This window comes from Riemerella anatipestifer (assembly GCF_009932355.1).
In the GTDB taxonomy this organism is placed as follows: Bacteria; Bacteroidota; Bacteroidia; order Flavobacteriales; family Weeksellaceae; genus Riemerella; species Riemerella anatipestifer_E.
Genome location: NZ_LEKU01000025.1, coordinates 73,034 through 97,382, shown reverse-complemented (window position 1 = coordinate 97,382; position 24,349 = coordinate 73,034). Strand labels below are relative to the sequence as shown.

Genomic DNA, 24,349 nt, shown 5'->3' with positions numbered 1-24,349 from the left:
TAAAGTTGCACATAACTATTCGCTTAAAGAAAGTCTACTAAGAGTCTCTCTAGAAACGCCTAGATAACTAGCGATGGTTTGTTTAGGTAGTTTTTGTACTAAATGAGGATATTGTTTTAAGAAATTTTGGTAGCGTTGTTTGGCAGATTGGGTCATAAGGGAAATGATGCGTTCTTGTAATGCAATGTATCCGAAATTAGTTTTGATTCTGAAAAATCTTTCCAATAGAGGAAACTTTTGGCAAAGAATATCCATATTTTGCTGAGTAATGGCAAGTACGCTACCGTTTTCTAAACATTCTATGGAAAGTTGTGTTTTTTGTTGCTTGTAAAATGCGGAAAAATCTCCAGTCCACCACCCACTAGAGGCAAACTGGAGAATATGTTCTTTACCATCTGTATCAAAGAAACTGGATTTGAAAATACCTGACGCCACCCAATAGATTTCATTAGAAGTTTGGTATTCTTGTACTAGGAATTGTTTTTTTCTGATATTTTTAACACTAAAATATTCCCAAATTTCATCAAACTCTTCCCCCGAAAGAAAGATGATTTCTCTGATATGATTTAAGAAGTTTTCCTTGTGTTCCAAATGGTTAGTCTTTGTATATGGTGTGCTTGTAAGCTAATAGTGTGTTTTTCATTAACATAGCTCTAGTCATAGGTCCTACTCCTCCTGGTACAGGCGTAATCCATGAAGCTTTTTCAGCACAGCTGTCGAAATCTACATCGCCTGCTAATTTATAGCCTTTTTCACTATCGTCATCTACTCTCGTAATGCCCACATCTATCACGATAGCGTCTTTCTTTATCATATCTCCTTTTAAGAAATAAGGGTCGCCCAAAGCGGTAATTACAATATCTGCATTTTTAGTAAATTCTTCTATATGAGGAGTATAAGAGTGAGTAAGTGTTACGGTGGAATTGCCCGGGAAATCTTTTCTTCCCATTAGAATACTCATAGGGCGTCCTACAATACGACTTCTACCGATAATAACACAGTGTTTTCCTTTGGTTTCTATTTGGTAGCGTTCTAGGAGAGTAAGAATTCCGAAAGGCGTTGCTGGTAAGAAGGTATCCATTTCCAGAGCCATTCTTCCAAAGTTTTCTGGGTGAAAGCCATCTACATCTTTTCTTGGGTCTATCGCCATAATGATTTTCTCCTGATCCATCTGTTTCGGAAGTGGTAATTGAACAATAAAGCCATCTACATCTGGATTTTCGTTGAGTTCTTTTATTTTTTCCAAAACTTCGGCTTCTGATGCCGTACTAGGAAATTTGTGCAAAGACGACTGAAAGCCAACTTCTGCACAGTCTTTAATTTTAGAATTAACATAAGCCTTGCTTGCTCCATTGTTTCCTACTAATATAGCGGAAAGATGAGGCAAACGCTTTCCAGATGCTTTAATTTTCTCTACATCTGCTTTAATCTCTGCTTTGATTTCTTTGGATATTTTTAATCCGTCTAAAATTTGAGCCATTGGTATATACTTTTTATTAGATTTATTTGTACTGAAGATTATCGGTTGTCTTTAAAATAGTTGATTAAACCATTGGTAGAACTGTCGTGAGATTGGGTAACTTCTGATGATTTCAGTTCCTTTAAAATATTTCCTGCCAAAACTTTACCAAGTTCTACACCGAACTGGTCAAAACTAAAGATGTTCCAAATAACGCCCTGAACGAAAATCTTATGTTCGTACAAAGCAATTAGTTGTCCTAAAGAAAAAGGTGTAAGTTCTTTAAATAAGAAAGAATTGGTAGGAATATTTCCTAAGAATATTTTATGGTTAAGGAGTGCTTTAATTTCTTCTTTGCTTTTCCCTTGTTGTTTTAGTTCGGCTTCAGCTTCTTCCTCGGTTTTTCCGAAAGCTAAGGCTTCCGTTTGGGCAAAAAAGTTAGCTAAAAGTTTTTCCTGATGGTCGGCTACCTTATTACAAGATTGAGTATAAGCAATAAAATCAGACGGAATAAGCTCCGTACCTTGATGAATGAGCTGGTAGAAGGCATGTTGTCCGTTAGTACCTGGCTCTCCCCATATAATAGGCCCCGTTTGGTATTCCACAAAATCTCCATTTCTGTCCACAGATTTTCCGTTACTTTCCATATCGCCTTGTTGTAAGTAAGCAGGAAAACGGTCTAGATACTGCGAATAAGGCAACACAGCATAGCTGGTAGAAGCATAGAAGTTACGGTACCAAACGCCAAGCAATCCCATAATCACAGGGATATTGTGTTCAAATTCGGTGTTTTTAAAATGATTGTCGGTGTCGTAAGCTCCTTTTAATAAAGCTTCAAAATTATCATAACCAATGGATAGCGTAATGCTAAGACCAATAGCACTCCATAAAGAGTATCTACCACCAACCCAGTCCCAAAATTCAAAAATGTTTTCTTCTGAAATACCAAAACTTTTAACTGCTTCAATATTGGTAGATAATGCCACGAAATGTTTAGCCACCTCTTCTTCTTTTCCTGCTTTTAAGAACCATTCCTTTGCAGAAAGTGCGTTGGTCATGGTCTCTTGTGTAGTGAAAGTTTTAGAAGCAATGATGAAAAGAGTAGTTTCGGGATTGAGGTTTTTTAAAGTTTCAGCCAAATGATTTCCGTCCACATTAGAGACGAAGTGAACATTAAGCCTTGTTTTAAAATGCTTTAGAGCAGAGCAAACCATTACAGGTCCAAGATCTGAACCTCCAATGCCAATATTTACTATATCAGTGATTTCTTTATCCGAAAAACCTTTGTGTTTACCTGAAATTACAGCTTCTGAAAAGTGTTTCATCTGCTGTAATACTTTCTGTATTTTGGGTTTAATGTTTTCTCCGTCCACCATTATTTCTCTGTCGGAAAAATCCCTCAAAGCAGTATGTAGAACAGCTCTTTGTTCGGTTTCGTTGATTTTTTCTCCAGAAAACATACTGTCTATCGCTTCCTTGAGTTTAACCTCTTTAGCTAGATTGATGAGTAATTGCTTGGTTTCTTCGTTAATGAGATTTTTGGAGTAATCAAATAGGAAATTCTCCTTTTTGATAGAAAATTCATTAAACCTATTAGGAGTATTAAATAACTCTCTAAGGTCAAAATCGTTTCGGTCAAAATGAGAAGTTAATTTTTGCCAAGCAGTTGTATGTGTAGGATTTATTTTAGGTAGCATATTATGTCATTTTAATTCTTGCAAATTTAAGAAAATATAGATTGATTTGTCGCTTTTTTCTAAGGGTTGCTTAGTCTTTTAAAATAGTATTGTGAAAAATATTTTGAAAGGACACTATGAGAATGTTGGGATTTTATTAAATTTGGGACTTTATAAATTTAGATATTAAAAAGATAAAATATGAGAGATGTAATTTTTGATTTGATAGAGCAAGAAAGAGCACGCCAAACACATGGTATAGAGCTAATTGCTTCTGAAAACTTTGTTTCTGATGAAGTGATGAAAGCTATGGGAAGTGTTCTTACTAATAAATATGCTGAAGGTTATCCAGGAAGACGCTACTATGGTGGTTGTGAGGTAGTTGATGAAGTAGAGAAATTAGCGATAGATAGAGCAAAACAACTATTTGGGGTAGAATATGCTAACGTTCAGCCACATTCTGGTTCTCAAGCTAATGCAGCTATCTATTTAGCATGTCTTAAACCAGGAGATACAATATTGGGGCTAGATTTATCAATGGGAGGACATTTAACCCATGGTTCGTTTGTTAACTTTTCGGGAATACAATACAATGCACAGTTCTACGGTGTAGAAAGAGAAACAGGGCTGATAGATTATGAAGCTATGCGTCAGAAAGCTTTAGAGGTGAAACCAAAACTTATTATAGCAGGATATTCGGCGTATTCTCGTGATTTAGATTATGCTAAATTCCGTGAGGTAGCAGATGAGGTAGGAGCTACACTTTGGGCAGATATTGCACACCCTGCAGGATTGATAGCTAAAGGTTTATTAAGTTCTCCGTTCCCTTACTGCGATGTGGTAACTACTACTACACACAAAACTTTAAGAGGACCTAGAGGAGGTCTGATAATGTTAGGTAAAGATTTTGAAAACCCTTATGGTCATAAAACACCTAAAGGAGAAACCAAAATGATGAGTGCAGTACTAGATAGTGCGGTGTTTCCAGGGATACAAGGCGGTCCGTTAGAGCATGTGATAGCGGCTAAAGCGGTAGCTTTTGGTGAGGCGATAGATGTTAAGTTTGAAACCTATGCTAAACAAGTGGTAGCTAATGCAAGAGCTTTAGCTAAAGCTTTAACGGATAGAGGGTTTGAAATTGTGGGTGGTGGAACGGATAATCACCTTATGTTGGTAGACCTTCGTAATAAAGGTGTTAACGGTAAAGAGACGGAAAAAGCCTTAGTAAAAGCCGATATTACTTGTAATAAGAATATGGTGCCGTTTGATGATAAGTCGGCGTTCATTACTTCGGGTATCAGATTGGGAACTCCTGCAATTACCACTAGAGGACTTAAAGAAAACGATATGGATTCCGTAGCTGAACTAATTTCTAAAGTGGTTTCTAATCTTAATAATGATTCTGTTTTAGAAGAGGTTAAAAAGCAAGTGAATGCTTTGATGTCTAGCAGACCGTTATTTCAGTACTAGTTATTTTTAATAAGTTTAATATAATTTCGGAGGTAATGATTTGCCTTCGAAATTTTTTGCCTCGATGCTTATGGAGAAAAAATTGTTCACCTTTGATGAAATTAAACTAAAGATGGTAAATTATTGTACCTATCAAGACCGTTGTCATCAAGAGGTAGAGCAAAAAATGAGAGAATTTATGCTTATTCCTGAAGCTAAAGATGAAATTTTACTTTACCTTATGAGGGAAAACTTTCTCAATGAGGAACGCTTTGCAAGGAGTTATGTGAGAGGGAAGTTTTATCATAAAAGCTGGGGACGAAAAAAAATAGCAAATCATCTTAAGTTTAAAGGGATATCCGAAAAGCTGATAAATATAGCTATGACAGAGATTGACGAGGAAAAATATCTTGAAGTGCTGGCTAATTTGTATCACAGGTATGTGGTTAGTTTAAAAAGTGGCACTGATTTTGAGAAAAAGCAAAAGGCTGTTAGATATTTTCTGGGGAAAGGGTATGAATATGAGGCAGTACAGGTTGTGTTACATAGGGAAGATGATGACATCTTTTAATTAGAAATAAAAAAAACTGATTTATAATAGGTATATAAAATTTTATACAAGTGATAAAATTTTTAAATTTGCGGTCAGGATTGCGTATAATTTGGTATAGTAAAAATGAATTTTAGTGAACTGAAGAATAAAATCTATGGAGGCGATAATATGGTGAGCCTTTCAAATATTCGATATTTGCCTAGATGGGTGGTGCTTCTTATAGATATTTTCTTTTTAACTTTTTCTTTAGTTTTGGCTTATGCTACTATAGATAGGCTTAGTTTTATGCACCATTCGTACATACTCAATTTTTACCAAAAATATGTGGCTATATTAGGTGTGAATATCTTTTTCATGTTTGTTTTTCGTACCTATTCTGGGATTATCAGACACTCTACTTTTGTAGATTTATTCAAAATTTTATTAGCTAGCTTTTGTACTGTTTTTACTTTAGGCATATTTAACTATATCTATTATTTCCTTTTTAAACAGAAACTTTTTTTGCTTCCTATCCTTATCATATATTTTTGTATTTCTTTCACTGTTCTTTTTGTGTTTAGGCTTGTGGTGAAAGAAGTATTTAGATGGGCAAAGGAGTATAGAAGAAGCTCGTTGAAAAAACAAATCCTCCTGTTGGGTATAGGAGAAGAGTCTGTAGCGATTGCTAAAGCGGTGATGGGGAATCCGCTGTTACCGTTTGAGGTAGTAGGATTTATTACATCTAGGAAAGACTCAAATAAAGCAAAACTTTTAGGTAAAAGAATTTATACAAGGGATATTTTAGAGAAAAATACTAAGGAATATTTAGGAGTAGATGGTATTTTGATAGGTAGTAATATAGCTTCTAGAGAAGAACTTACAGAGTGGGTCAATTTATTTTTAGAGAAAGATTTAAAGGTGTTCAAATCTCCAACCGTTCAAAAGTTGAGAAACGATGGGGGAAATATTAAAAATCTCCAAATAGAAGATTTACTTAATAGAAAGCCTATTGTTATAGAGAATGAAGATGTTAAGAAAAGACATTACCAAAAAACAGTTTTAGTTACTGGAGGTGCAGGCTCTATAGGTAGTGAAATAGTAAGGCAAGTGGCACAGTTTGAACCTTCGTTAATAGTTGTTCTAGACCAAGCGGAGACTCCTTTGCATGAGATACAGCTGGAAGTGGAGGAAAACTACCCTGATATCAAGTTTGAATTTATACTGGCTGATATTACTAATAAGGAAAGATTAGAGTCGGTATTTAAAGAATATAATTTTTCTATGGTGTACCATGCGGCTGCCTATAAGCATGTTCCTTTGATAGAAAACAATCCGCATGAAGCCGCTCTAGTTAATATTCAAGGGAGTAAGAACTTGGCACTTTTGTCTAGTCGTTTTAAAGTTAATAGGTTTGTGATGGTCTCTACGGATAAGGCTGTTAATCCTACTAATGTAATGGGAGCCTCTAAAAGAGCCGCAGAGCTTTTTGTGCAAGCGCTTCAAAATGAACAAGATAATCAGACTAAATTTATTACCACCAGATTTGGCAATGTTTTAGGATCCAACGGTTCGGTAATTCCTCATTTTAGAAAACAAATAGAGAAAGGTGGTCCAGTTACAATTACACACCCTGATATAGTGAGGTATTTTATGACCATTCCGGAAGCGTGTGAACTTGTTTTACAAGCAGGAACTATGGGAAAAGGAGGAGAAATATTTGTATTTGATATGGGGGAACCTGTGAAGATACTCAATCTTGCACGAAGAATGATTAAATTGTCTGGTCTAGAGCCAGATGTAGATATAAAAATTGTTTATACAGGTCTAAGACCAGGGGAGAAACTGTATGAAGAACTTTTGAGTGATGATACGAAAACCCTTCCTACGCATCACGAAAAAATCATGATTTCTAAGGACTCCGTTATGTTGTATGAAGAAATAGATGAGTTAACATCTAGAATATATGAGAAAGCTAAAGATAGAGATAAAGTAGAGGTGGTTAGAATTTTGAAGGAGATAGTTAGAGAGTTTAGAAGTAATAACTCGGTATTTGAGTCTTTGGATAAATAGTACTTTAAAAGTTGTATATTTGCAATATTAGATGAAATTTATGAAAGCTAGAAATTACTTGACTTTGTTGTTTGTGTCACTTTTTATTTTTTCGTGTAAAACGAAAAACGATATAGAGTATATGCAAGATATAGAAAAACAAGCGGAAGATGCTTATACAAGGGCTTCTCAGACAACTATACAGCGTGGTGATGAGATATCTATATTGGTAACGGCAAAGGATATGTCTGTTGTTGCTCCTTTTAACCAAGGAGTTACACCATCTAATAAACTTGGAACTTATTCCCTTGCAGAAGGAAATAGCCCTACAATAAATCAAGCACCGATTAGTGGATTTACTTATACAGTTTATGATACAGGATACATAGATTTTCCTGTGTTAGGAAAAATAGACACTAATGGAAAAACTTTAGAAGATTTAAAACAAGAGTTATCCAATAAATTAAAAAGGTATATTGTAAACCCTACAGTAAGTGTAAAGTATGCTAACTATAAAGTTACTGTTTTGGGGGAGGTAAACAGACCTGGGCAGTATATTATTCCTGATGGAAAAACTAGAATAGTAGATGCGTTAGGTTTAGCTGGTGATTTAACTATTTATGGTAAGAGAGATAGAGTGCTTGTAGTTCGTGAGCAAGACGGTGTTAGAACTAAAGCTTATATAGATTTAACAAAATCCAACTTTATAAATTCTCCATATTATCATTTAAAGCAGAATGATGTGGTAATGGTAGCACCAAATAAAACGAGACAATCGGCTGCAATGTTTGGTCCTCAAACAGGAATTTATATATCAATAGCATCAGTTGTTGTTACTATTTTGGCTTTAGTTATTAGGAAAAATTAATAAGTTATATCATACAGAATTAAAACAATACAATGGGTAAAAAACTATCTAATCTGTCTATAGGAGAGGGAGATGAAATTAACATTAGAGAGATTCTTAAACCTTATTTAAGAAATTGGGTTTGGTTTGTTGTTTCAATTGCTTTGGCATTAGTCTTAGCATTTTTTTATTTAAAATTTGCTACCCCTGTATATAAAGTTGAATCATCTGTTCTCATCAAAGATGCTAAAGGAAGTAGTAGTGGAAATATGGAGGCAGATATGTTGAAAGATCTATCTGGTTTGGGTGGAATGAGTACTAATAGTATAGATAATGAGATAGAAATATTTAAGTCTAAAAAACTGATGACTACGGTAGTAGAGGCAAAAAACTTACAAACCTCTATTACTGCCAAGGATGGTTTTAGAAGAAAAGAACTTTATGGGGAAACCTCACCAATTATAGTTAATATTGTTTCAGAAAAGAAAGATGAGCCTTTTTTCAAAGAACCAATAAAACTGTCTATTGAAAATAATAAAGTTACATTGCTGTCGGATGAACTCTCTTCAGAAGTGAGTGCTACACTTGGAAAAACTATTAGTTTACCATTCGCTAATATTATTATTCGTAAAAACCCAAATTTTGATTCTAAAAAAGCGGGTAATATAGATGAGTTAGAGATATCTATACTTGATAGAGATAGTAGAGTAACACAGCTACAAAAGGAGCTAAATGTGGCTCTTGTGAATAAAGATGTTACGGTTATAGGGCTATCTATGAACTCAGCGAATGTAGATAAGGCTAAAGATATTATCAATTATTTGGTGACAGCTTATAATGCTGATGCAATAGGGGATAAAAACTCACAGTCTGAGGAGACTATGAAGTTTATAGAAAGCAGGATTAAGGTTATTTCTAACGAGTTAGGAGATGTAGAAACGCAAAAAGAACAATTTAAAGCTCAAAATAAAATTACAGATATTCAGGCAGAAGCAGAACTTGATTTAAAGAGTACTGCAGAAGCTAGAGCTAGGCAACTTGATATAGATGCACAGCTACAACTTACAGATGGGCTTATTTCGTATTTAAGTAAACAGGTATCTTATCAGGTTTTACCTTCAGCAATAGGTTTAGATAATCCTACAGCATCTTCTGGTATAGCTTCTTATAACGAATTGGTTTTGGAGAGAAATAGATTGTTAGAATCTGCTACTCCTGAACATCCAGCCGTAATAAATCTATCTAAACAGCTTAATAACCTTAGAGGTTCTATTTTACAAAGTTTACAAAAAACACGCTCAGGCTTACAAATAAGAAGCAATGAGTTGCAAGGTGAACAGAATAAAATATCAGGAAAAATTTCAAAAATTCCTGCTATAGAAAAAATGTTTAGAGGAATTGAAAGACAGCAACAAATAAAAGAGCAATTATATCTTTTATTATTACAAAAAAGAGAAGAAACAGCTATTTCTCTTGCTATTACAGGTAATAAAGCTAGAGTGATAGATAATGCGTATGCTTCTGATAAGCCAGTAGCTCCTAAAAAAATAATAGTTCTTTTGGTTGCATTAGTAGTAGGATTGCTTATTCCGTTTCTACTTATTTATTTAAAAGAACTTCTTGATAATAAGATTAAAACTAAGCATGATATAGAACAAATTTCTAACACCCCTGTCATAGCAGAGCTTCCTAGTATAGAAAAAGGTCAATCTGATATTGTACAGTTGAATGACTTAACACCAATGGCGGAGGCGTTTCGTATCTTGATTACTAACATGAATTTTATGCTTCCTAAGAAAGCTAAGGGTAAAGTGGTTCAGGTAACCTCTACTATTAAAGGTGAGGGTAAAACTTTTACCTCTGTTAACTTAGCACTAACATTGGCAACTCCTAGTAAAAAGGTAATTATTATAGGTTCAGATATCAGAAATCCTCAGTTGCAGAGATATAATGAGTCTAGAAGAGGATTAGCAGGACTTACAGAATTCTTGTATGATAGTACGACTAAGTTGGAAAGTATTATTCATCAGAGCTCGTTTAACCCATATTTAGATGTGATTTACTCAGGTAGTATTCCACCTAACCCAACAGAGCTCTTAACCAACGGTAGATATGAGGAGCTTTTGGAACAGCTTAAACCTAATTATGACTATATCATTATAGATACGGCACCATTGATGCTAGTAACGGATACATTCCTTATTGCAGATTTAGCGGATGCAACAGTTTATGTAACACGCTCTAAGTATACAGATAAAGAATTGATAGATTTTGCTAATAAAAATATCAATGCGAATAAGATTAAGAATGTAGGTTTTGTATTGAATGATGTAAGTAAAAGTAACTTCGGTTATGGTAATAAATATGGTTATGGTTACCATGCTGACGAAAAAACATGGTTTCAGAAGTTAAAGGATAAATTTTTTAAAAACTCATAATAAAGTATTTGATTAAGAGGAACTTAATTTTATATTTTAATTATTGTACACACTAAAATGGATAAGCGGATTGCTATCATTGGATTAGGTTATGTGGGGTTACCTCTCGCAAGGTTGTTTGCTACCAAATACTCGGTAGTGGGGTTTGATATCAATCAAAGTCGAGTGAAACGGATAAATCAAGGTCACGATGATACTTTAGAGTTAAGTGAGAATATTTTGAAGTCTGTTTTAGTTGAAGCAAATCCCTTTTTAAATCAACAAATTGGGTTATATTGTTCATCAGATTTTAAAGATATTCAAGATGCAAATATTTATATCATAACGGTTCCAACTCTCGTAGATAAACGTAACAGACCTATATTGACTCCTTTGATAAAAGCCAGTGAAACAGTGGGTAATGCTTTGAAAAAAGGAGATATTGTAATTTATGAATCTACGGTTTATCCAGGAGCTACGGAGGAAGATTGTATTCCTATATTAGAGAAGGTTTCGGGCTTAAAGTTTAATGAGGGATTTTTTGTAGGTTATTCTCCAGAGAGAGTAAATCCAGGAGATAAGGAACGTACCATAGAAAAAATATTAAAAATAACTTCTGGATCAACATCAGAGATTGCTGAGGAGGTTAATAATTTATATAAATCGGTAATTGAAGCTGGAACCTATCTAGCTCCTACGATAAAAGTGGCAGAAGCTGCTAAAGTGGTTGAAAATACACAAAGGGATATCAATATTGCGTTCGTGAATGAGTTAGCCAAGATTTTTAATCTTATGGATATTGATACTCAGGTAGTTTTAGAAGCGGCAGGGACAAAATGGAACTTTTTACCATTTAAGCCAGGCTTGGTAGGGGGACATTGTATAGGAGTAGATTCCTATTATTTAGCTCAAAAAGCTCAGGAATATGGTTACTATCCGGAAATTATTTTGGCAGGTCGTCGTTTAAATGATTCCATGGGAAAATATGTGGCAGAGCAAGTGGTAAAGGCCATGATTAAAAAGGATATTCCTGTAAATAATGCAGAAGTACTCATGTTGGGCATTACTTTTAAGGAAAATTGTCCTGATGTCCGTAATACGAAGATTGTGGATGTAATTGCAGCTCTTGAAGACTTCGGAGTAAAAGTAACGACTTATGACCCTTGGGCAAATCCGCAGGAAGTAAGACGCGAATATGGCATTGAAAGCACAAAAGAGATACCCAAAAAAGTATTTGATGCGGTTGTTTTAGGGGTGGCTCATAAATCATTTTCGGATTTGCCTATTGAGGCATTGAAGAAAGATAAAGCTATTGTTTATGATGTTAAAGGAGTGCTAAAAGAAACAGAATATAAGTTATAAAATAGAATTGTAATATGGAACACGATGTAAGACCTTGGGGAGAATATTGGGTATTGGAAGATGCAGATACACACAAGGTAAAAAGAATACAAGTAAACCCTGGGGGAAGATTGTCTTTACAATATCATCATAAAAGAAGTGAAGTGTGGACAATAGTTTCAGGTGTAGGAACTATTACCTTGGGAGAAGAAGTAAGAGATTTCAAAGTGGGTGAAGTAGCTCAAATTTCGCAAGGGATGTTGCACAGAATTGAGAATAAAACTTCCGAACCTGTAGTGTTTATTGAAGTTCAATACGGGACTTATTTTGGAGAGGACGATATTGTGAGGGTGGAAGACGACTATAATAGACAATAAGAGAATAAATGTAAGGTATCGTGTTGGATATTAAGAATATAAAAGAAGTTATATTGGGTAATAAAAAAATTATTGAAAACTATTTTTTTATGACCTTTTTGCAACTTCTCAATTCGTTCTTTTATTTGTTGATTTATCCTTATTTGATAAAAACTTTAGGAGCAACTAATTACGGTATTTTTGTATATGCATTTTCCGTATCGAGTTTTTTTATTTTTTTTATAAACTTTGGCTTTGATTTGCTTGCTACTAAAGAGGTTTCTGTTAATATTGGTAATAAACAAGAGGTAGAACATACTTTGTCAAAAGTTTTTTTTGCCAAAAATTATTTGTTTATTATTTCAGTGGTGGTTTTCATATTATTGTTATTACTTTCATCTTTTTTTAGAGATCATAAAGTTGTTTTTATAGCCTGTTTTTTGTCAACATATTCTGTGATTTTATTTCCGCAGTGGTATTTTCAGGCCATACAAAAAATGAAGATAGTTACTTTTATCCAATTGGGAGTAAAGCTACTATCATTACCTTTTATTTTTCTTTTTATTAGAGGGAAGGGGGATCTTGATTTATACGCGATTATTGTTTGTATTACGACTCTTTTTGGAGCAATAGCAGCCTTTTCAATTATAAGATACTCACATAAGATTAGAATGAATTGGATCCCAATGCGACAAATTGGGGCGACTTGTAGACAAGGGCTTCCTTTTTTTTACTCTTCTTTGGCTAGTTCTTTAAAGGAATATAGTATACCATTGATGATAGGTCATTTTTTTGGTATGAGAGATGTGGCGATTTATGATTTAGCCAATAAACTGGTGATGTTACCAAGAACTTTCTTCATGAGTGTTAATATCGCGATATTTCCAAAATTAATAACAAGACCAACACGAGAGATTGTTCGAAAGGTTCTTCTAATAGAAGCGGCTGTTTCTATTGTAGCAATTTTTTTGATTATTCTTGTAGGAAGATTTTTAGTACTTTTCTTTGGAGGTATAGAAATGGAAAAGGCCTATTATCTTTTAATTCTTTTAAGTTTTACTATCTTGGTATGGTTAGTAGTAGGGGCCTATATAAATTTTGTATTCTTGCCTAACAATAAGAGTTATTTGATAACATTCAATCAAGTGGTTTCTGTGATTACTTTTTTTGTTACCATGGCGTTGGGTTTACTAGTAGTGAAAGATATATTGGTGTTAGGGGGAGCTATCGCTCTTTCGGGAGTCTCCGAGTTAATATATTGTCATATTGTGACTAATAAATATAAGTTGCTTAATTGAGTTATGGAGAAAAAACCGAAGATTACAGTCATAATTCCATGTTACAACGTGGAGAGGTATATAGAGGGGACTTTGGAGTCTTTGATTAGTCAAACTTATTCTAATATAGATATCATATGCTTAGATGATTTTTCTAAGGATAAGACCTATGAACTGATACAGAAAGTTGCTGAAAAAGATAGTAGAATTAAGTGTTATCAGAATGAACATAACTTGGGTGTAGTCCGAACACTTAATAAGTTAATAGATCTTTCTACTTCCGATTATATTTTGCGAATGGATTCTGATGATGTTTTTGAGTGCAATAGAATTGAGAAGATGTATGAGGCTATGTTGAAGTTTGATTGTGATATTGTGTCAACGGAATATTCGGTAATAGATGAGAAGGGGGATTTTGTTAAGCATAAAGGGTTGAGCTTACCCTCTCATTCGGATAGTTTAAAATTTGTCACAATGTTTAATTCTCCATTACCTTCTCAGGCGTTGTTTAATAGGCGTAGGATTGGCGAAAAAATGGTATATAGTGATAAATATGCTGTAGCAGAAGATTATTATATGTTTGTTAATCTTTTTTCCGACGAATCTGTTATGGCGTATAATGTGCCGAAGAAGTTATATAGATATAGAATTAACACGGATGGATTGACCAATAATAATCTTGTTGTAATGAATGAATATCATATACTGATTGCACGCGAATATATTCATAATATACTAAGAATTGATGCTGAAAGCTTTGATTTTTGGAAACTAGGAAAAAGAATGATAGACTACTCAATTATCTCTAGAGAGGCCTTATCTAAAAGTTTAAAGCAGATAAAATTTTTGAAAGATAGTTTTTTGGATAAATATAAAGTAGCAGATAGAGAAAAAAAAGAAATAGAGTATTATTATGGGCAGTATTTAACGTACACTTATTTTTGTATATTCAGGGATGCTTTTCGACAGAAAGCCCTCTTAAAAATACTTCCTGTTATCATGAATGATGTGGTTAGTAATAGTAAAAAACTTTTTACGGTCAAAAATTTTAAGTGGTTGTGGCAGAACATATAAAACTATCAGTAATTATTCCTACTATAGGGAGATGCAAAGAATTAGATGAATTGTTAGAATCCTTATTGAATTCTAAATTTTCTGACTTTGAAATTATTATAGTGGATCAGAATCAACAAGATATTCTATCAACAGTTATTAATAAGTATAGTGATAGATTGTTGATTAGACATCATCGGGTTAATTTTAAGGGGTTATCAAAGGCAAAAAACTATGGAGTATCTATTGCCAGAGGAACGTTTATTAGTTTTCCGGATGACGATTGTAAAATTTTTCCGGACACTTACGACAAGGCGTTTGATGTATTGGAGAAGAGCGGAGGTGATATGGTTTTTGGAAAGTGTGTAGATGAAAAGGAAAAAGATAGTGTTTTGAATTTTCAAAAACAACAATATCAGCTTAATCCTCAAAATATGCTGGGGGGATTTGTTGAAGCTACGGTGGTATGTAAAAAAACTGTTTTTCAGGAATTTGTTTTTGATGAAAATATGGGAGCAGGAACCTTTTTTGGGGCTGAAGAAGGATATGATTGGTTATACCGAATCCTTACTCAGAGTGCTACCATCGCAGTTTATAGTCCTGAGATAAAATTTTATCATCCTCAAGTTATTTTATCTAAGGGAGATGAAGCTTCTTTAAAAAGGGTATTTTCTTATAGTTGCGGCACTGCCTATCTATGTATGAAACATAAGTTTTACGGACGTTATTATAAAAGATTGGGGATGACGATTGTGGCTTCGTTCTTATATTTCTTTAGGGATAAAGGGGTGTCTGTTTATTACAAAACGGAAGCTTTGGGCTTGATGGTAGGGAAAACTTTTTTAGAAAGAAAAAGAGGGTAACATGGGTAGGCAAATAAAAAAAATATATTTCGTTAGTATCATTCAATGTGTATTGTTGATAGTACTATATGCTCTACTTTATGTATATAAGAATGACCCTCTACTAGTCGGAGCATTCATATATTCCTTATTTTTAGGTTTTTTCTTGATGAAAAAAAAGATGAAGGACTTATATCTGAATGATACCGCTCTTATCTTTTTATTATTCTTGGTTTTATATGGATGCTTTAACTCAATAATACAGTTGGTAATGTTGGGTCGTATAGATTTGGATGTTTATAAATCTACAATTATATATGCACTTACTGTACCATCGTATTTATTAGGATGGAGTATTAGAAGTCCTAAAACGCCAACATATGTTCTTCATAGTGAACAACTTTTAAGAAGCAGCAAAAGAAGGGGATATAATAATTTATTGACTATTTTGTTGACTATTCTCATCCTATATAAGAGCTACTTTTTTTATTCGGTAAATATGTTCTTTAATATTTCAGGATTACAAAAGAGTAGATATGAGCTTTTTGATAATGTTTCTCAGGCAGATGTTGTAATAGGTTTGTTAATCAGTGGTATTTTTCTATATTTTATTTATTTTCATCAGCAGTTGAGTATAAGGAATAGAGGGATTGTAATTTTTCTGCTTTTATATTATGTCTTACTACAACTGGGAGCGGGTAATAGACGAGATTTTATGCCAATGCTATTGGGGATGGGGTGGCTTTTCGTAAATTATAAAAAGATTAAATTTAATTTCGTTTGGCTCGTCTTGAGTCTTTTAGGTATTACCTTTTTTAACTATTTGGGAACTATTCGTGCATCATTATTGAGTGATGATGTTAAATCGGATGCTATGGTGAGTACAATGACCAGCAATGAGTTTGTTTATCCTTTTTTTACTCTCAATGAGGAAGTCTCTCAGTATATTAGAAATGATAATTACGATTTTAAATACGGAGAAACTATAATAACATATCCCATTATCATGTTTATTCCACGAGCAATATATGAAGATAAGCCAAGATCTCTAGCTGCCCAATTTGTTGTGGATAAATACGGACGCCGGGGGCAGATGGGGTATGCTTATACTCCAGTCTCGGAATTTTTTATAAACTTTGGTGTTTTAGGTCCTTTTTTTTGTTATTTCATTATAGGATATTTTATTGCAAGGATTCAAAAAAAAAGAAATCAGATTCTAAATTTTGTTTTCTTTACGATGATACTTGATTTTTGTAGAGGGGAAATGGGTACGTTTTTTTACCAATTTGTGTTTATAGCGTTGTTTATATATGTATTGCCCGGATTAAAGAAGTATGTTTTTTATTTGAAAAACTGACAGTTTTTAAAGGGAGAGGGGATAAAAGGATGAAAAATATTCTAAACTATAGAGAAAGATATTATTTACTATTTGTATTTATTAGCATTCAGTTGTTAATGGTGTCATTGGCAACAATAGAGCCTGTTTTACCTTTAGGAGAAGGGGTTGTCGTGGATCAGGCCATATATAGTCATTTACTGATGACGGGAATGTTTGTGCTGGGGTACGCCTTGTTTTCTTTTTTTGATAAAAAAGAACTACTGAAGACTCAGGCTACAACAGAGATAGCTTGTATATCGAAAAATTACATGCTGTTTTCATTAGGGTTGGTGGTTTTAGGAGTAATTACATCTATTGCCAGCGTTTGGGTCGTATTGCCGATGAAAGAATACCTGAATATTATATTGGAATCACCTCATCGAATAGGAGACGTTAGAAATATTGTAGGCACCTCAGGATTGCCAGGTTTTATCAAAGTATTCAACTATTCGCCTTTAGCAGTCCTTTTTGTGAATGCCTCCCTTTTTTTATATACAAATAACGACCGAAAAAAAATCCTGACACTTTTATTGATTGCTTTATTGGGGGTTTTTGTAAAAGTATTTTTTTCATTGGATAGAATTTCTTTATTGGGAGCACTCAGTGTTTTGATATGTTTGGCATATAAAGCTCCAAGAAAATTTATCTATGTTTTGTGTGTTTTGGGAATGGTCTTGTTATTTCCATTGTGGTTCATCACAAATTTTAGAATGAATGAAATGTCCATATTAGATTTTTTGGTGTTATATGCTCATTTAGGAATGGTTAATTATCAGTTGCTTATAGAGCATTTTCATAATTGGTCTTATGGGTTGAATACTTTTTTAATGCCTGTTTATTTCATAGGTAAGGCTGTGGGAATAGAGGTAGATGTTCCGAAAGCTACTGTTTCTGTATGGGATAATCCTCAATATTTTTACGGCTATTTGTATATGGATTTTGGTTGGTTTTCTCATGGGGTGGTACTCGTATTGGGGTATTTGTTGGGATGGTTTCAAAGGAATGTTGTGCTTAGAAAAAAATGGGCAGTACTCTTTTTTTTTATAGTGCAGTTTCTTGTGCTTTCTACTATAGTGATACCGGTGTGCAGGGCTACAGAGTTTTGGCTTCTAATCATGATAACTGTGATAAGTGGATTACTAATAGAATTTAAGAGTAAGACTTATGAGAATAATATACGATAATATCATTTACTCATTGCAAAAATCAGGAGGAGGCTCAATATATTGGGCAGAGTTATCCAAAAGATTAAACCGATGGAAAGGAGGAGAGGCTATTTTCTATGATCAGAAGGAGCCCAATGAAAATATCGCAAGGAAGGATTTGGAATTTATCAATTTAAAAATAGAGAAATTCCTAACCTTGAAGATTAGACGCTATTTGAATTTTACAGAACCAATTTTAGAGAAATCGATATTTCATTCTAGTTATTTTAGAATTTCCAAATCGCCTAATGCGATTAATGTTACAACAATTCATGATTTTACTACCGAAAAATTCAGGAAAGGCTTGGCTAGGAGGGTTAATTTATGGCAGAAAAAATATGCGGTAAAAAATTCTCAAGGAATTGTGTGTATTTCGGAAAATACCAAAAGAGACTTATTGGCTTTTATTCCTGAGGTTGACGAGAAAAAGGTTAGGGTAATTTATAATGGGATAAGTGATGACTTTTTTCATATAGTGGAACCGTTTACTATTGCCTCTAAAGATGTTAAATTTGAGGGGTTAGAAAATAGAAAATATTTGCTTTATATTGGTCATCGAACTTCGTATAAGAATTTTGAATTGGCTTTGGAGGCAGTTGCTTTAGTGCAGGATCGGTATAAATTAGTAGTTGTGGGAGAACCCTTTACGAAAGAGGAGAAAAAGAAGGTGAAGGTGTTAGGAGATCGATGTGTGCAATTATCAAAATTAAATAATATGCAACTGAATTATCTCTATAATAATGCATTTGCATTGCTTTATCCGTCATCTTATGAGGGTTTTGGCATTCCCGTTGCCGAGGCAATGAAAACAGGCTGTCCAGTTATTGCATTTAATAAGTCTTCCATACCCGAGGTTGCGGGAGAAGCGGCTCTACTATACGATGATATATCGGTGGAATCGATAGTGGATGGTATAGGTAGGCTTGAAGATGAAGAATTGAGGGAAGGGATGATTAAAAAAGGATTTAGGCAATCCGAAAGATTCAGTTGGGATGATGCGTTTGAAAAATACATATCGTTTTATGAAGAGTTATATAACATTGAGGTATGATAAATAAAGTAAGAAGATATGGGGTTTGGGGAACTTTGGTTATGTTTATAAACCTGCTTAGAACTAAACTAAAGTGGCAACAAGCTCGAATTATTCGTTTTCCTATAGATATTCGAGGGAAGCGGTTCATGGATATAGGGCGAGGATTTACCACTGGAGTGGGATGTCGGATGGAGGCTTACCCCAAGGGAGATTATAAAACCTTATTTATTGGGGAAGGTTTTCAAATGAACGACTATGTCCATATCACCGCAATGGAAAAGGTGCAGATTGGAAATAATGTGCTTTTAGCGAGTAAAATTTACATATCCGATTGTTCGCATGGGAGTTATTCTGGAGATGAAAATGATAGTCACCCAGACCTCCCGCCTGATAAAAGACCGTTGTTTTCTAAACCTGTCGTGATAGAAGATAATGTTTGGTTGGGAGAATTCGTATCAGTATTACCGGGTGTTACTATTGGCAAGGGAACAATAGTAGGTGCAAATTCGGTGGTTTCAAAATCACTTCCTGCTTACACTATTGCGGTAGGAATACCAGCAAAACCGATAAAAAAATTTAATTTTGACAATAATAAATGGGAAACAATATGAAAAACATACTAATCACAGGAGGGGCAGGGTTTATAGGCTCAAACCTTGCGTTGCGTTTAATAGAAAAAGGCTATAATATTACCGTACTGGATAGTCTGTCGCCTCAAATCCACGGGGAAAATCCAGAAAAGACTTCCCCACTTTATCTAAGTATCAAAGATAAAGTAAAGTTTATAAAAGGAACAGTAACAAGCAAAGACGATTGGGAAAAAGTACTGAAAGATCAGGATGTCATTGTGCATTATGCAGCGGAAACAGGTACGGGGCAATCTATGTATGAAGTTCAAAAATATGTAGATGTGAATGTTAATGGAACAGCCCTAATGTTAGATTTGTTGGTAAACGGAAACTATGGTGTGAAGAAGGTGGTTGTCGCATCTTCTCGTTCCATTTATGGGGAAGGTAAATATATTAGCAAAGAGTTAGGTGAAGTCTATCCTATACAGAGAAGTGCTGAATACATGGATCAAGGGGACTTTGAGGTGAAATATTTAAACTCTACAGAACTTACTTTAGTTGGGACTGATGAAGAATCTAAAATTCACCCGTCTTCGGTTTATGGAATCACTAAACAAAATCAAGAACAAATGGTCATGACGGTTTGTCCTTCTATTGGGATAAAAGGAGTGGCTTTGCGTTATCAAAATGTTTATGGTCCGGGGCAGTCCCTTAAAAACCCTTACACGGGGATTTTGTCTATCTTTTCTACTCAAATTAAAAATGGTAATGAAATCAATATTTTTGAAGATGGTAAAGAAAGTAGAGATTTTGTATTTATAGATGATGTGGTAGAGGCAACTATTTTAGCAATAGAAAAAGAAGAATCCAATAATCAGGTATTTAATGTGGGCACAGGCGTAGCTACTGATGTAATGACGGTTGCTAACGAACTGGTTAAAAATTATGGAATACAGGTGCCTATTAGAGTTTCGGGGAATTACAGATTGGGAGATATTCGTCACAACTATGCTGATTTGACCAAAATAAAGACACTGCTTGGATTTGAGCCTAAGGTATCTTTTGAGGAAGGACTTAAAAAGTTTACAGAATGGGTTAATACACAAGAGGTAGAGGAGGATAGATACCAGAAATCCATTGAAGAAATGAAGAAAAAAGGGTTGTATAAATAGTTGTTTTTATGAAAACATTGGAAAATAAAAAAATCTTGTTCATTTGTTTGAAATTTTTCAACTACGAAAAATTGATTAAACAACAGATGATTGATTTGGGGGCGGAAGTAGACTGGTTTGATGAGAGACCATCAAATACCTTTTTTACAAAGGCCATGTTAAGAATCAATAAAGATTTTATTTCAAATGTGATTAATAAATATTTCAAAGAACTGATAGAAAAGATAAAAGTTAAAAAATACGACTATTTTTTTCTCATAAAAGGGGAAGCTACACCTCGTTTTTTTATAGATTTTTTAAGAAAGAATAATCCGAATATAAAGTTAATCTTTTTTACCTGGGATTCTTTTAAAAATAATAAAAACGGTTTGGAGATAATTAAACTGTTCGACAAAACCTACACGTTTGATCCTTATGATGCTAATCAGTATGAAATAGATTTTAGACCTTTATTTTATGTTCAGGATTACGAGAAATTAAATGATGAGGCAACAAACTTTCAAAATGAATTATCCTTTATAGGAACAGCGCATTCCGATCGTTATGGCGTAACGGAAAAAGTAAGAAGTTGGTGTGAAAAAAAGAATTTTAAAACGTATGCATTTTATTATTCTCCAAGTAAATTGCTTTTTAAATTGAATAAGATATTCAATAGAAATTTCAAACAGTTTGACCTCAAAAAAATTTCGTTTAATAGTCTTTCTCATGATGAAATTATTGATATTTATAGGAGGACTAAAGTGATTTTGGATATCAATCATATGGGACAAAAAGGGTTGACAATGCGGACGTTTGAATGTTTGGGGGCAGGGAGAAAGTTGATGACAACCAATAAAGAAGTTGAAAAATATCCTTTTTTTAAAACACAAAATATTTTCGTGTTAGATAGGGAAAAGGTGGAGCTGAATGTTAATTTTTTTGAGACCGGCTTTATCCCACTTGAGGTTCCGCTTCTTGAAGCGATGTCATTGAAGGGATTTATAGAAGAGTTATTTGGGAAGGTAAGTCATCAGTATTGGGAAGAGGTAAAAATTAATTCACGAATATAAAAGTTGAAAAAATGAATATTTCAATCTTAGGTTCGTCTGGTTTCATTGGTCAAAATCTTCTTAGAAATTTCTCAAATTCAAAAGGTATTTCTTTGAGAGATAAGGATTGGAAACAATGTATGTCCGATGCAGGTATAGTAATAAATTTAGTTGGTAAGGCTCACGATCATAAAGGCGAGGCGACTGAAAAAGATTTTTATTTTGCTAATTTAGAATTGGTTAAGGGAGTATTCAATGTTTTTTTGAGCTCTGATGCGGAAATGATGATTCATGTTAGCAGTATTGCTGCAATAGAAGAGTTTGAATCGAATAAGCCTTTGATAGAAGCCGATTTCTGCAATCCTTGTTCTTGGTATGGAAAATCAAAAAGAGCAGGAGAAGAGTGGCTTCTGGAACAGCAATTGCCACCAAATAAAAAGCTAATTATTCTTCGCCCACCAATGATTCATGGGCAGGGGGATAAAGGGAATTTAGGACTTTTGTATAAACTAATAAGTAAGGGGATTCCTTATCCGTTAGCTTCTTTTAATAATCGTCGTTCTTTTATTTCGATTGACAATTTTACTTTTTTTATCAGAGAAATTATAGAAAATGGTAAAAACTTAGAAAGTGGAATTTATCACATCGCAGATGATGAGGCGGTTTCAACTAAGGAGATTATATCTCTAATTGAAAAAGTAACAAACAGGAAAACTTTGAAGGTGAGTCTTCCCAAATTTTTGGTTCAGGGAATAGCAAAGGTGGGAGATGTTTTTCCTATTCCTTTAGATACCAAAAGGTTAAGGAAAATGACTGGAGATTTGGTGGTTTCCAACCAAAAAATAAAATCGGCTTTGAGAATAGAAAAGTTACCCTATACGGCTGAGGAAGGCTTAATAAAGACCCTAAAGAGTTTTCACAATAAAAAATAAATTTCATGATAAGATTGATAGATTTTTTAGCATCGTTTTTGGGGCTGTTGTTTTTGTGGCCTATTGGTTTGGTTTTGTATGTGATAGGTTTATTTGACACTGGTTCTCCTATATTTGTGCAAGAGCGGGTGGGTAAAAATAAAAAGCCCTTTAATTTATACAAATTTCGTACGATGCATAAGGATACTAAGTCAGTGGCTTCGCATTTGGCCAGTCAGGCTTCGATTACGAAATTTGGTGCGTTTTTGAGGAAAACCAAACTGGACGAGCTTCCACAACTGCTTAATGTACTTAAGGGCGATATGAGTTTGGTAGGAGCGAGACCTAATTTATTTAACCAAACGGAACTGATTGAAGAACGAGAAAAATTAGGTGTGTATGATTTTTTGCCTGGGATTACGGGGTTGGCTCAAATTAACGAAGTGGATATGTCCACCCCGAAAAAATTGGCAGAGTTAGATGCTCAGATGTATCGAACTTTAACATTGAGTAGGTATTTTTATTATATATTTGCTACGGTTGGAGGAAAAGGTCAAGGGGATAGAGTGAAATAAAATGAAAACCAAACTTTCTTTATCTTCACCACATATGTCGGGGGCAGAATTGCTTTACGTAGAAAAGGCATTTCAGGAAAATTATGTCTCTACTTTGGGGAAAAATATAGAGCTATTTGAGGATAAATTGAGGGTAAGGTTTGGGGAAAACATTTTTCCTGTTGCATTAAATACAGGCACTGCTGCTTTGCATTTGGCTTTGATTATTTTAGGGGTTAAAATGGGAGATGAGGTCATTTGTCAGAGTATGACTTTTTCGGCATCGGCAAATCCTATTGCTTATCAAGGAGCTATACCTGTGTTTATTGATAGCGAAAAAGAGACTTGGAATATGTGTCCACTCGCTTTGGAAGAAGCGATTAAAGACCGCATAGCGAAAGGCAAAAAGCCTAAAGCCATTATCGTTGTCCACCTTTACGGAATGCCAGCAAAAATGGATGAACTGATGGCAGTTGCTTCTAAATATGAAATTCCCATCATTGAAGATGCGGCAGAGGCTTTAGGAAGTAGCTATAAAGGACAGAAATGCGGTACTTTTGGAGAAATGAGTATTTTGAGTTTCAATGGTAATAAAATTATTACGACCTCGGGAGGTGGAGCGTTGGTTTGCAAGACCTCGGAGCAGAAGGATAAAGCCGTATTTTTATCTACCCAGGCGAGAGATAACGCACCGCACTACCAACATTCCGAAATTGGGTACAATTATAGAATGAGCAACATTTGTGCTGGGATAGGGTGTGGACAAATGGAAGTTTTAGATGAAAGGATTTCTCAGCGTAGAGCTAATCATCGGTTTTATATCGATTTGTTCAAAAATATGGAAGGTGTCGAGGTGTTTGCCGAGCCATCGGAGGATTATTTTTCCAACCATTGGCTGTCAGCGGTGGTGATTGAGGCTCAAAAGGCAGGTTTTTCCAGAGAGGATTTACGCTTGAAATTTTTGGAGGATAATATTGAATCCCGTCCATTATGGAAGCCAATGCATTTGCAGCCTGTTTTTGCTGATACTCCATATTATGGGGGGCAAGTGGCGGAACAGTTGTTTGAAAACGGTTTGTGTTTGCCTTCGGGGTCTAATTTAACCGATGCGGATAGACAGAGAATATCAGAAGTAGTTTATAAACTGAAAAGTTAGGGCGTATCCCTCTCCAATGCTATTGCCAGCCGCTAGGGTCGGGCT

22 protein-coding genes are annotated in these 24,349 nt (G+C 34.4%); 19 read left to right on the top strand and 3 right to left on the bottom strand.

The features are described 5' to 3' along the window. Positions 1–15 precede the first annotated feature (15 nt). From GXW81_RS09550 to pgi, 3 genes are read right to left on the bottom strand one after another with little or no spacing between them, the layout of a single operon-like run. The gene (locus GXW81_RS09550; RefSeq protein ID WP_154137579.1) at positions 16–591 is read right to left on the bottom strand and encodes a Crp/Fnr family transcriptional regulator; all 576 of its coding nucleotides are present in this window, start codon (positions 589–591) and stop codon (positions 16–18) included. 4 nt (positions 592–595) lie between these two features. Continuing rightward, entirely contained in the window at positions 596–1,480 is an 885-nt protein-coding gene (locus GXW81_RS09545) for a bifunctional 5,10-methylenetetrahydrofolate dehydrogenase/5,10-methenyltetrahydrofolate cyclohydrolase (RefSeq protein WP_161532142.1), read from the bottom strand. A gap of 38 nt (positions 1,481–1,518) precedes the next feature. After that, positions 1,519–3,156 (bottom strand): glucose-6-phosphate isomerase, encoded by a 1,638-nt coding sequence (pgi, locus tag GXW81_RS09540; protein ID WP_161532141.1) that lies wholly within the window; start codon positions 3,154–3,156, stop codon positions 1,519–1,521. Between the two features lie 180 nt (positions 3,157–3,336). On the opposite strand from pgi, the gene glyA reads away from it, so the two are divergent. From glyA to GXW81_RS09445, 19 genes are all read left to right on the top strand, one after another. Next, entirely contained in the window at positions 3,337–4,605 is a 1,269-nt protein-coding gene (glyA, locus tag GXW81_RS09535; RefSeq protein WP_161532140.1) for a serine hydroxymethyltransferase, read from the top strand. A gap of 64 nt (positions 4,606–4,669) precedes the next feature. Then, complete coding sequence (locus GXW81_RS09530) at positions 4,670–5,155, top strand: regulatory protein RecX (protein ID WP_161532139.1); 486 nt, start codon at positions 4,670–4,672, stop codon at positions 5,153–5,155. A gap of 105 nt (positions 5,156–5,260) precedes the next feature. Further along, positions 5,261–7,186 (top strand): nucleoside-diphosphate sugar epimerase/dehydratase, encoded by a 1,926-nt coding sequence (locus tag GXW81_RS09525; protein WP_161532138.1) that lies wholly within the window; start codon positions 5,261–5,263, stop codon positions 7,184–7,186. A 31-nt stretch (positions 7,187–7,217) separates the two neighbouring features. Further along, on the top strand, positions 7,218–8,033 hold the full coding sequence (locus GXW81_RS09520; protein ID WP_161532137.1) for a polysaccharide biosynthesis/export family protein: 816 nt from the start codon (positions 7,218–7,220) through the stop codon (positions 8,031–8,033). 32 nt (positions 8,034–8,065) lie between these two features. After that, positions 8,066–10,450 carry a polysaccharide biosynthesis tyrosine autokinase gene (locus tag GXW81_RS09515; RefSeq protein WP_161532136.1) on the top strand — a complete coding sequence of 795 codons (2,385 nt, stop codon included), beginning with the start codon at positions 8,066–8,068 and terminating at the stop codon, positions 10,448–10,450. Positions 10,451–10,507: 57 nt separating this feature from the next. Further along, on the top strand, positions 10,508–11,791 hold the full coding sequence (locus tag GXW81_RS09510) for a nucleotide sugar dehydrogenase (protein WP_161532135.1): 1,284 nt from the start codon (positions 10,508–10,510) through the stop codon (positions 11,789–11,791). A gap of 14 nt (positions 11,792–11,805) precedes the next feature. Next, on the top strand, positions 11,806–12,147 hold the full coding sequence (locus tag GXW81_RS09505) for a phosphomannose isomerase type II C-terminal cupin domain (RefSeq protein WP_161532134.1): 342 nt from the start codon (positions 11,806–11,808) through the stop codon (positions 12,145–12,147). Between the two features lie 20 nt (positions 12,148–12,167). Further along, a complete protein-coding gene (locus tag GXW81_RS09500; protein WP_161532133.1) occupies positions 12,168–13,424 on the top strand; it encodes an oligosaccharide flippase family protein in 1,257 nt (418 codons plus the stop codon). Between the two features lie 3 nt (positions 13,425–13,427). Next, positions 13,428–14,477 carry a glycosyltransferase family 2 protein gene (locus GXW81_RS09495; protein ID WP_161532132.1) on the top strand — a complete coding sequence of 350 codons (1,050 nt, stop codon included), beginning with the start codon at positions 13,428–13,430 and terminating at the stop codon, positions 14,475–14,477. Further along, entirely contained in the window at positions 14,462–15,319 is an 858-nt protein-coding gene (locus GXW81_RS09490; RefSeq protein WP_161532131.1) for a glycosyltransferase, read from the top strand. The genes GXW81_RS09495 and GXW81_RS09490 overlap by 16 nt, the downstream gene beginning before the upstream one ends. A 1-nt stretch (position 15,320) precedes the next feature. Continuing rightward, a complete protein-coding gene (locus GXW81_RS09485) occupies positions 15,321–16,655 on the top strand; it encodes an O-antigen polymerase (protein WP_161532130.1) in 1,335 nt (444 codons plus the stop codon). A gap of 29 nt (positions 16,656–16,684) precedes the next feature. Continuing rightward, entirely contained in the window at positions 16,685–17,860 is a 1,176-nt protein-coding gene (locus GXW81_RS09480) for a hypothetical protein (protein ID WP_161532129.1), read from the top strand. Continuing rightward, the gene (locus GXW81_RS09475; protein WP_161532128.1) at positions 17,841–18,932 is read left to right on the top strand and encodes a glycosyltransferase family 1 protein; all 1,092 of its coding nucleotides are present in this window, start codon (positions 17,841–17,843) and stop codon (positions 18,930–18,932) included. The genes GXW81_RS09480 and GXW81_RS09475 overlap by 20 nt, the downstream gene beginning before the upstream one ends. After that, entirely contained in the window at positions 18,929–19,525 is a 597-nt protein-coding gene (locus GXW81_RS09470) for a DapH/DapD/GlmU-related protein (protein WP_161532127.1), read from the top strand. The genes GXW81_RS09475 and GXW81_RS09470 overlap by 4 nt, the downstream gene beginning before the upstream one ends. Then, positions 19,522–20,655 carry an NAD-dependent epimerase/dehydratase family protein gene (locus GXW81_RS09465; protein WP_161532126.1) on the top strand — a complete coding sequence of 378 codons (1,134 nt, stop codon included), beginning with the start codon at positions 19,522–19,524 and terminating at the stop codon, positions 20,653–20,655. The genes GXW81_RS09470 and GXW81_RS09465 overlap by 4 nt, the downstream gene beginning before the upstream one ends. A gap of 8 nt (positions 20,656–20,663) precedes the next feature. Beyond that, positions 20,664–21,704, top strand: a complete 1,041-nt coding sequence (locus tag GXW81_RS09460) for a lipopolysaccharide biosynthesis protein (protein ID WP_161532125.1) — start codon at positions 20,664–20,666, stop codon at positions 21,702–21,704. A gap of 11 nt (positions 21,705–21,715) precedes the next feature. Next, positions 21,716–22,615, top strand: a complete 900-nt coding sequence (locus GXW81_RS09455) for an NAD-dependent epimerase/dehydratase family protein (RefSeq protein WP_161532124.1) — start codon at positions 21,716–21,718, stop codon at positions 22,613–22,615. Positions 22,616–22,620: 5 nt separating this feature from the next. Next, positions 22,621–23,169 (top strand): sugar transferase, encoded by a 549-nt coding sequence (locus GXW81_RS09450; RefSeq protein WP_161532123.1) that lies wholly within the window; start codon positions 22,621–22,623, stop codon positions 23,167–23,169. Position 23,170: 1 nt separating this feature from the next. Next, complete coding sequence (locus GXW81_RS09445; RefSeq protein ID WP_161532122.1) at positions 23,171–24,304, top strand: DegT/DnrJ/EryC1/StrS aminotransferase family protein; 1,134 nt, start codon at positions 23,171–23,173, stop codon at positions 24,302–24,304. Positions 24,305–24,349: the final 45 nt, after the last annotated feature.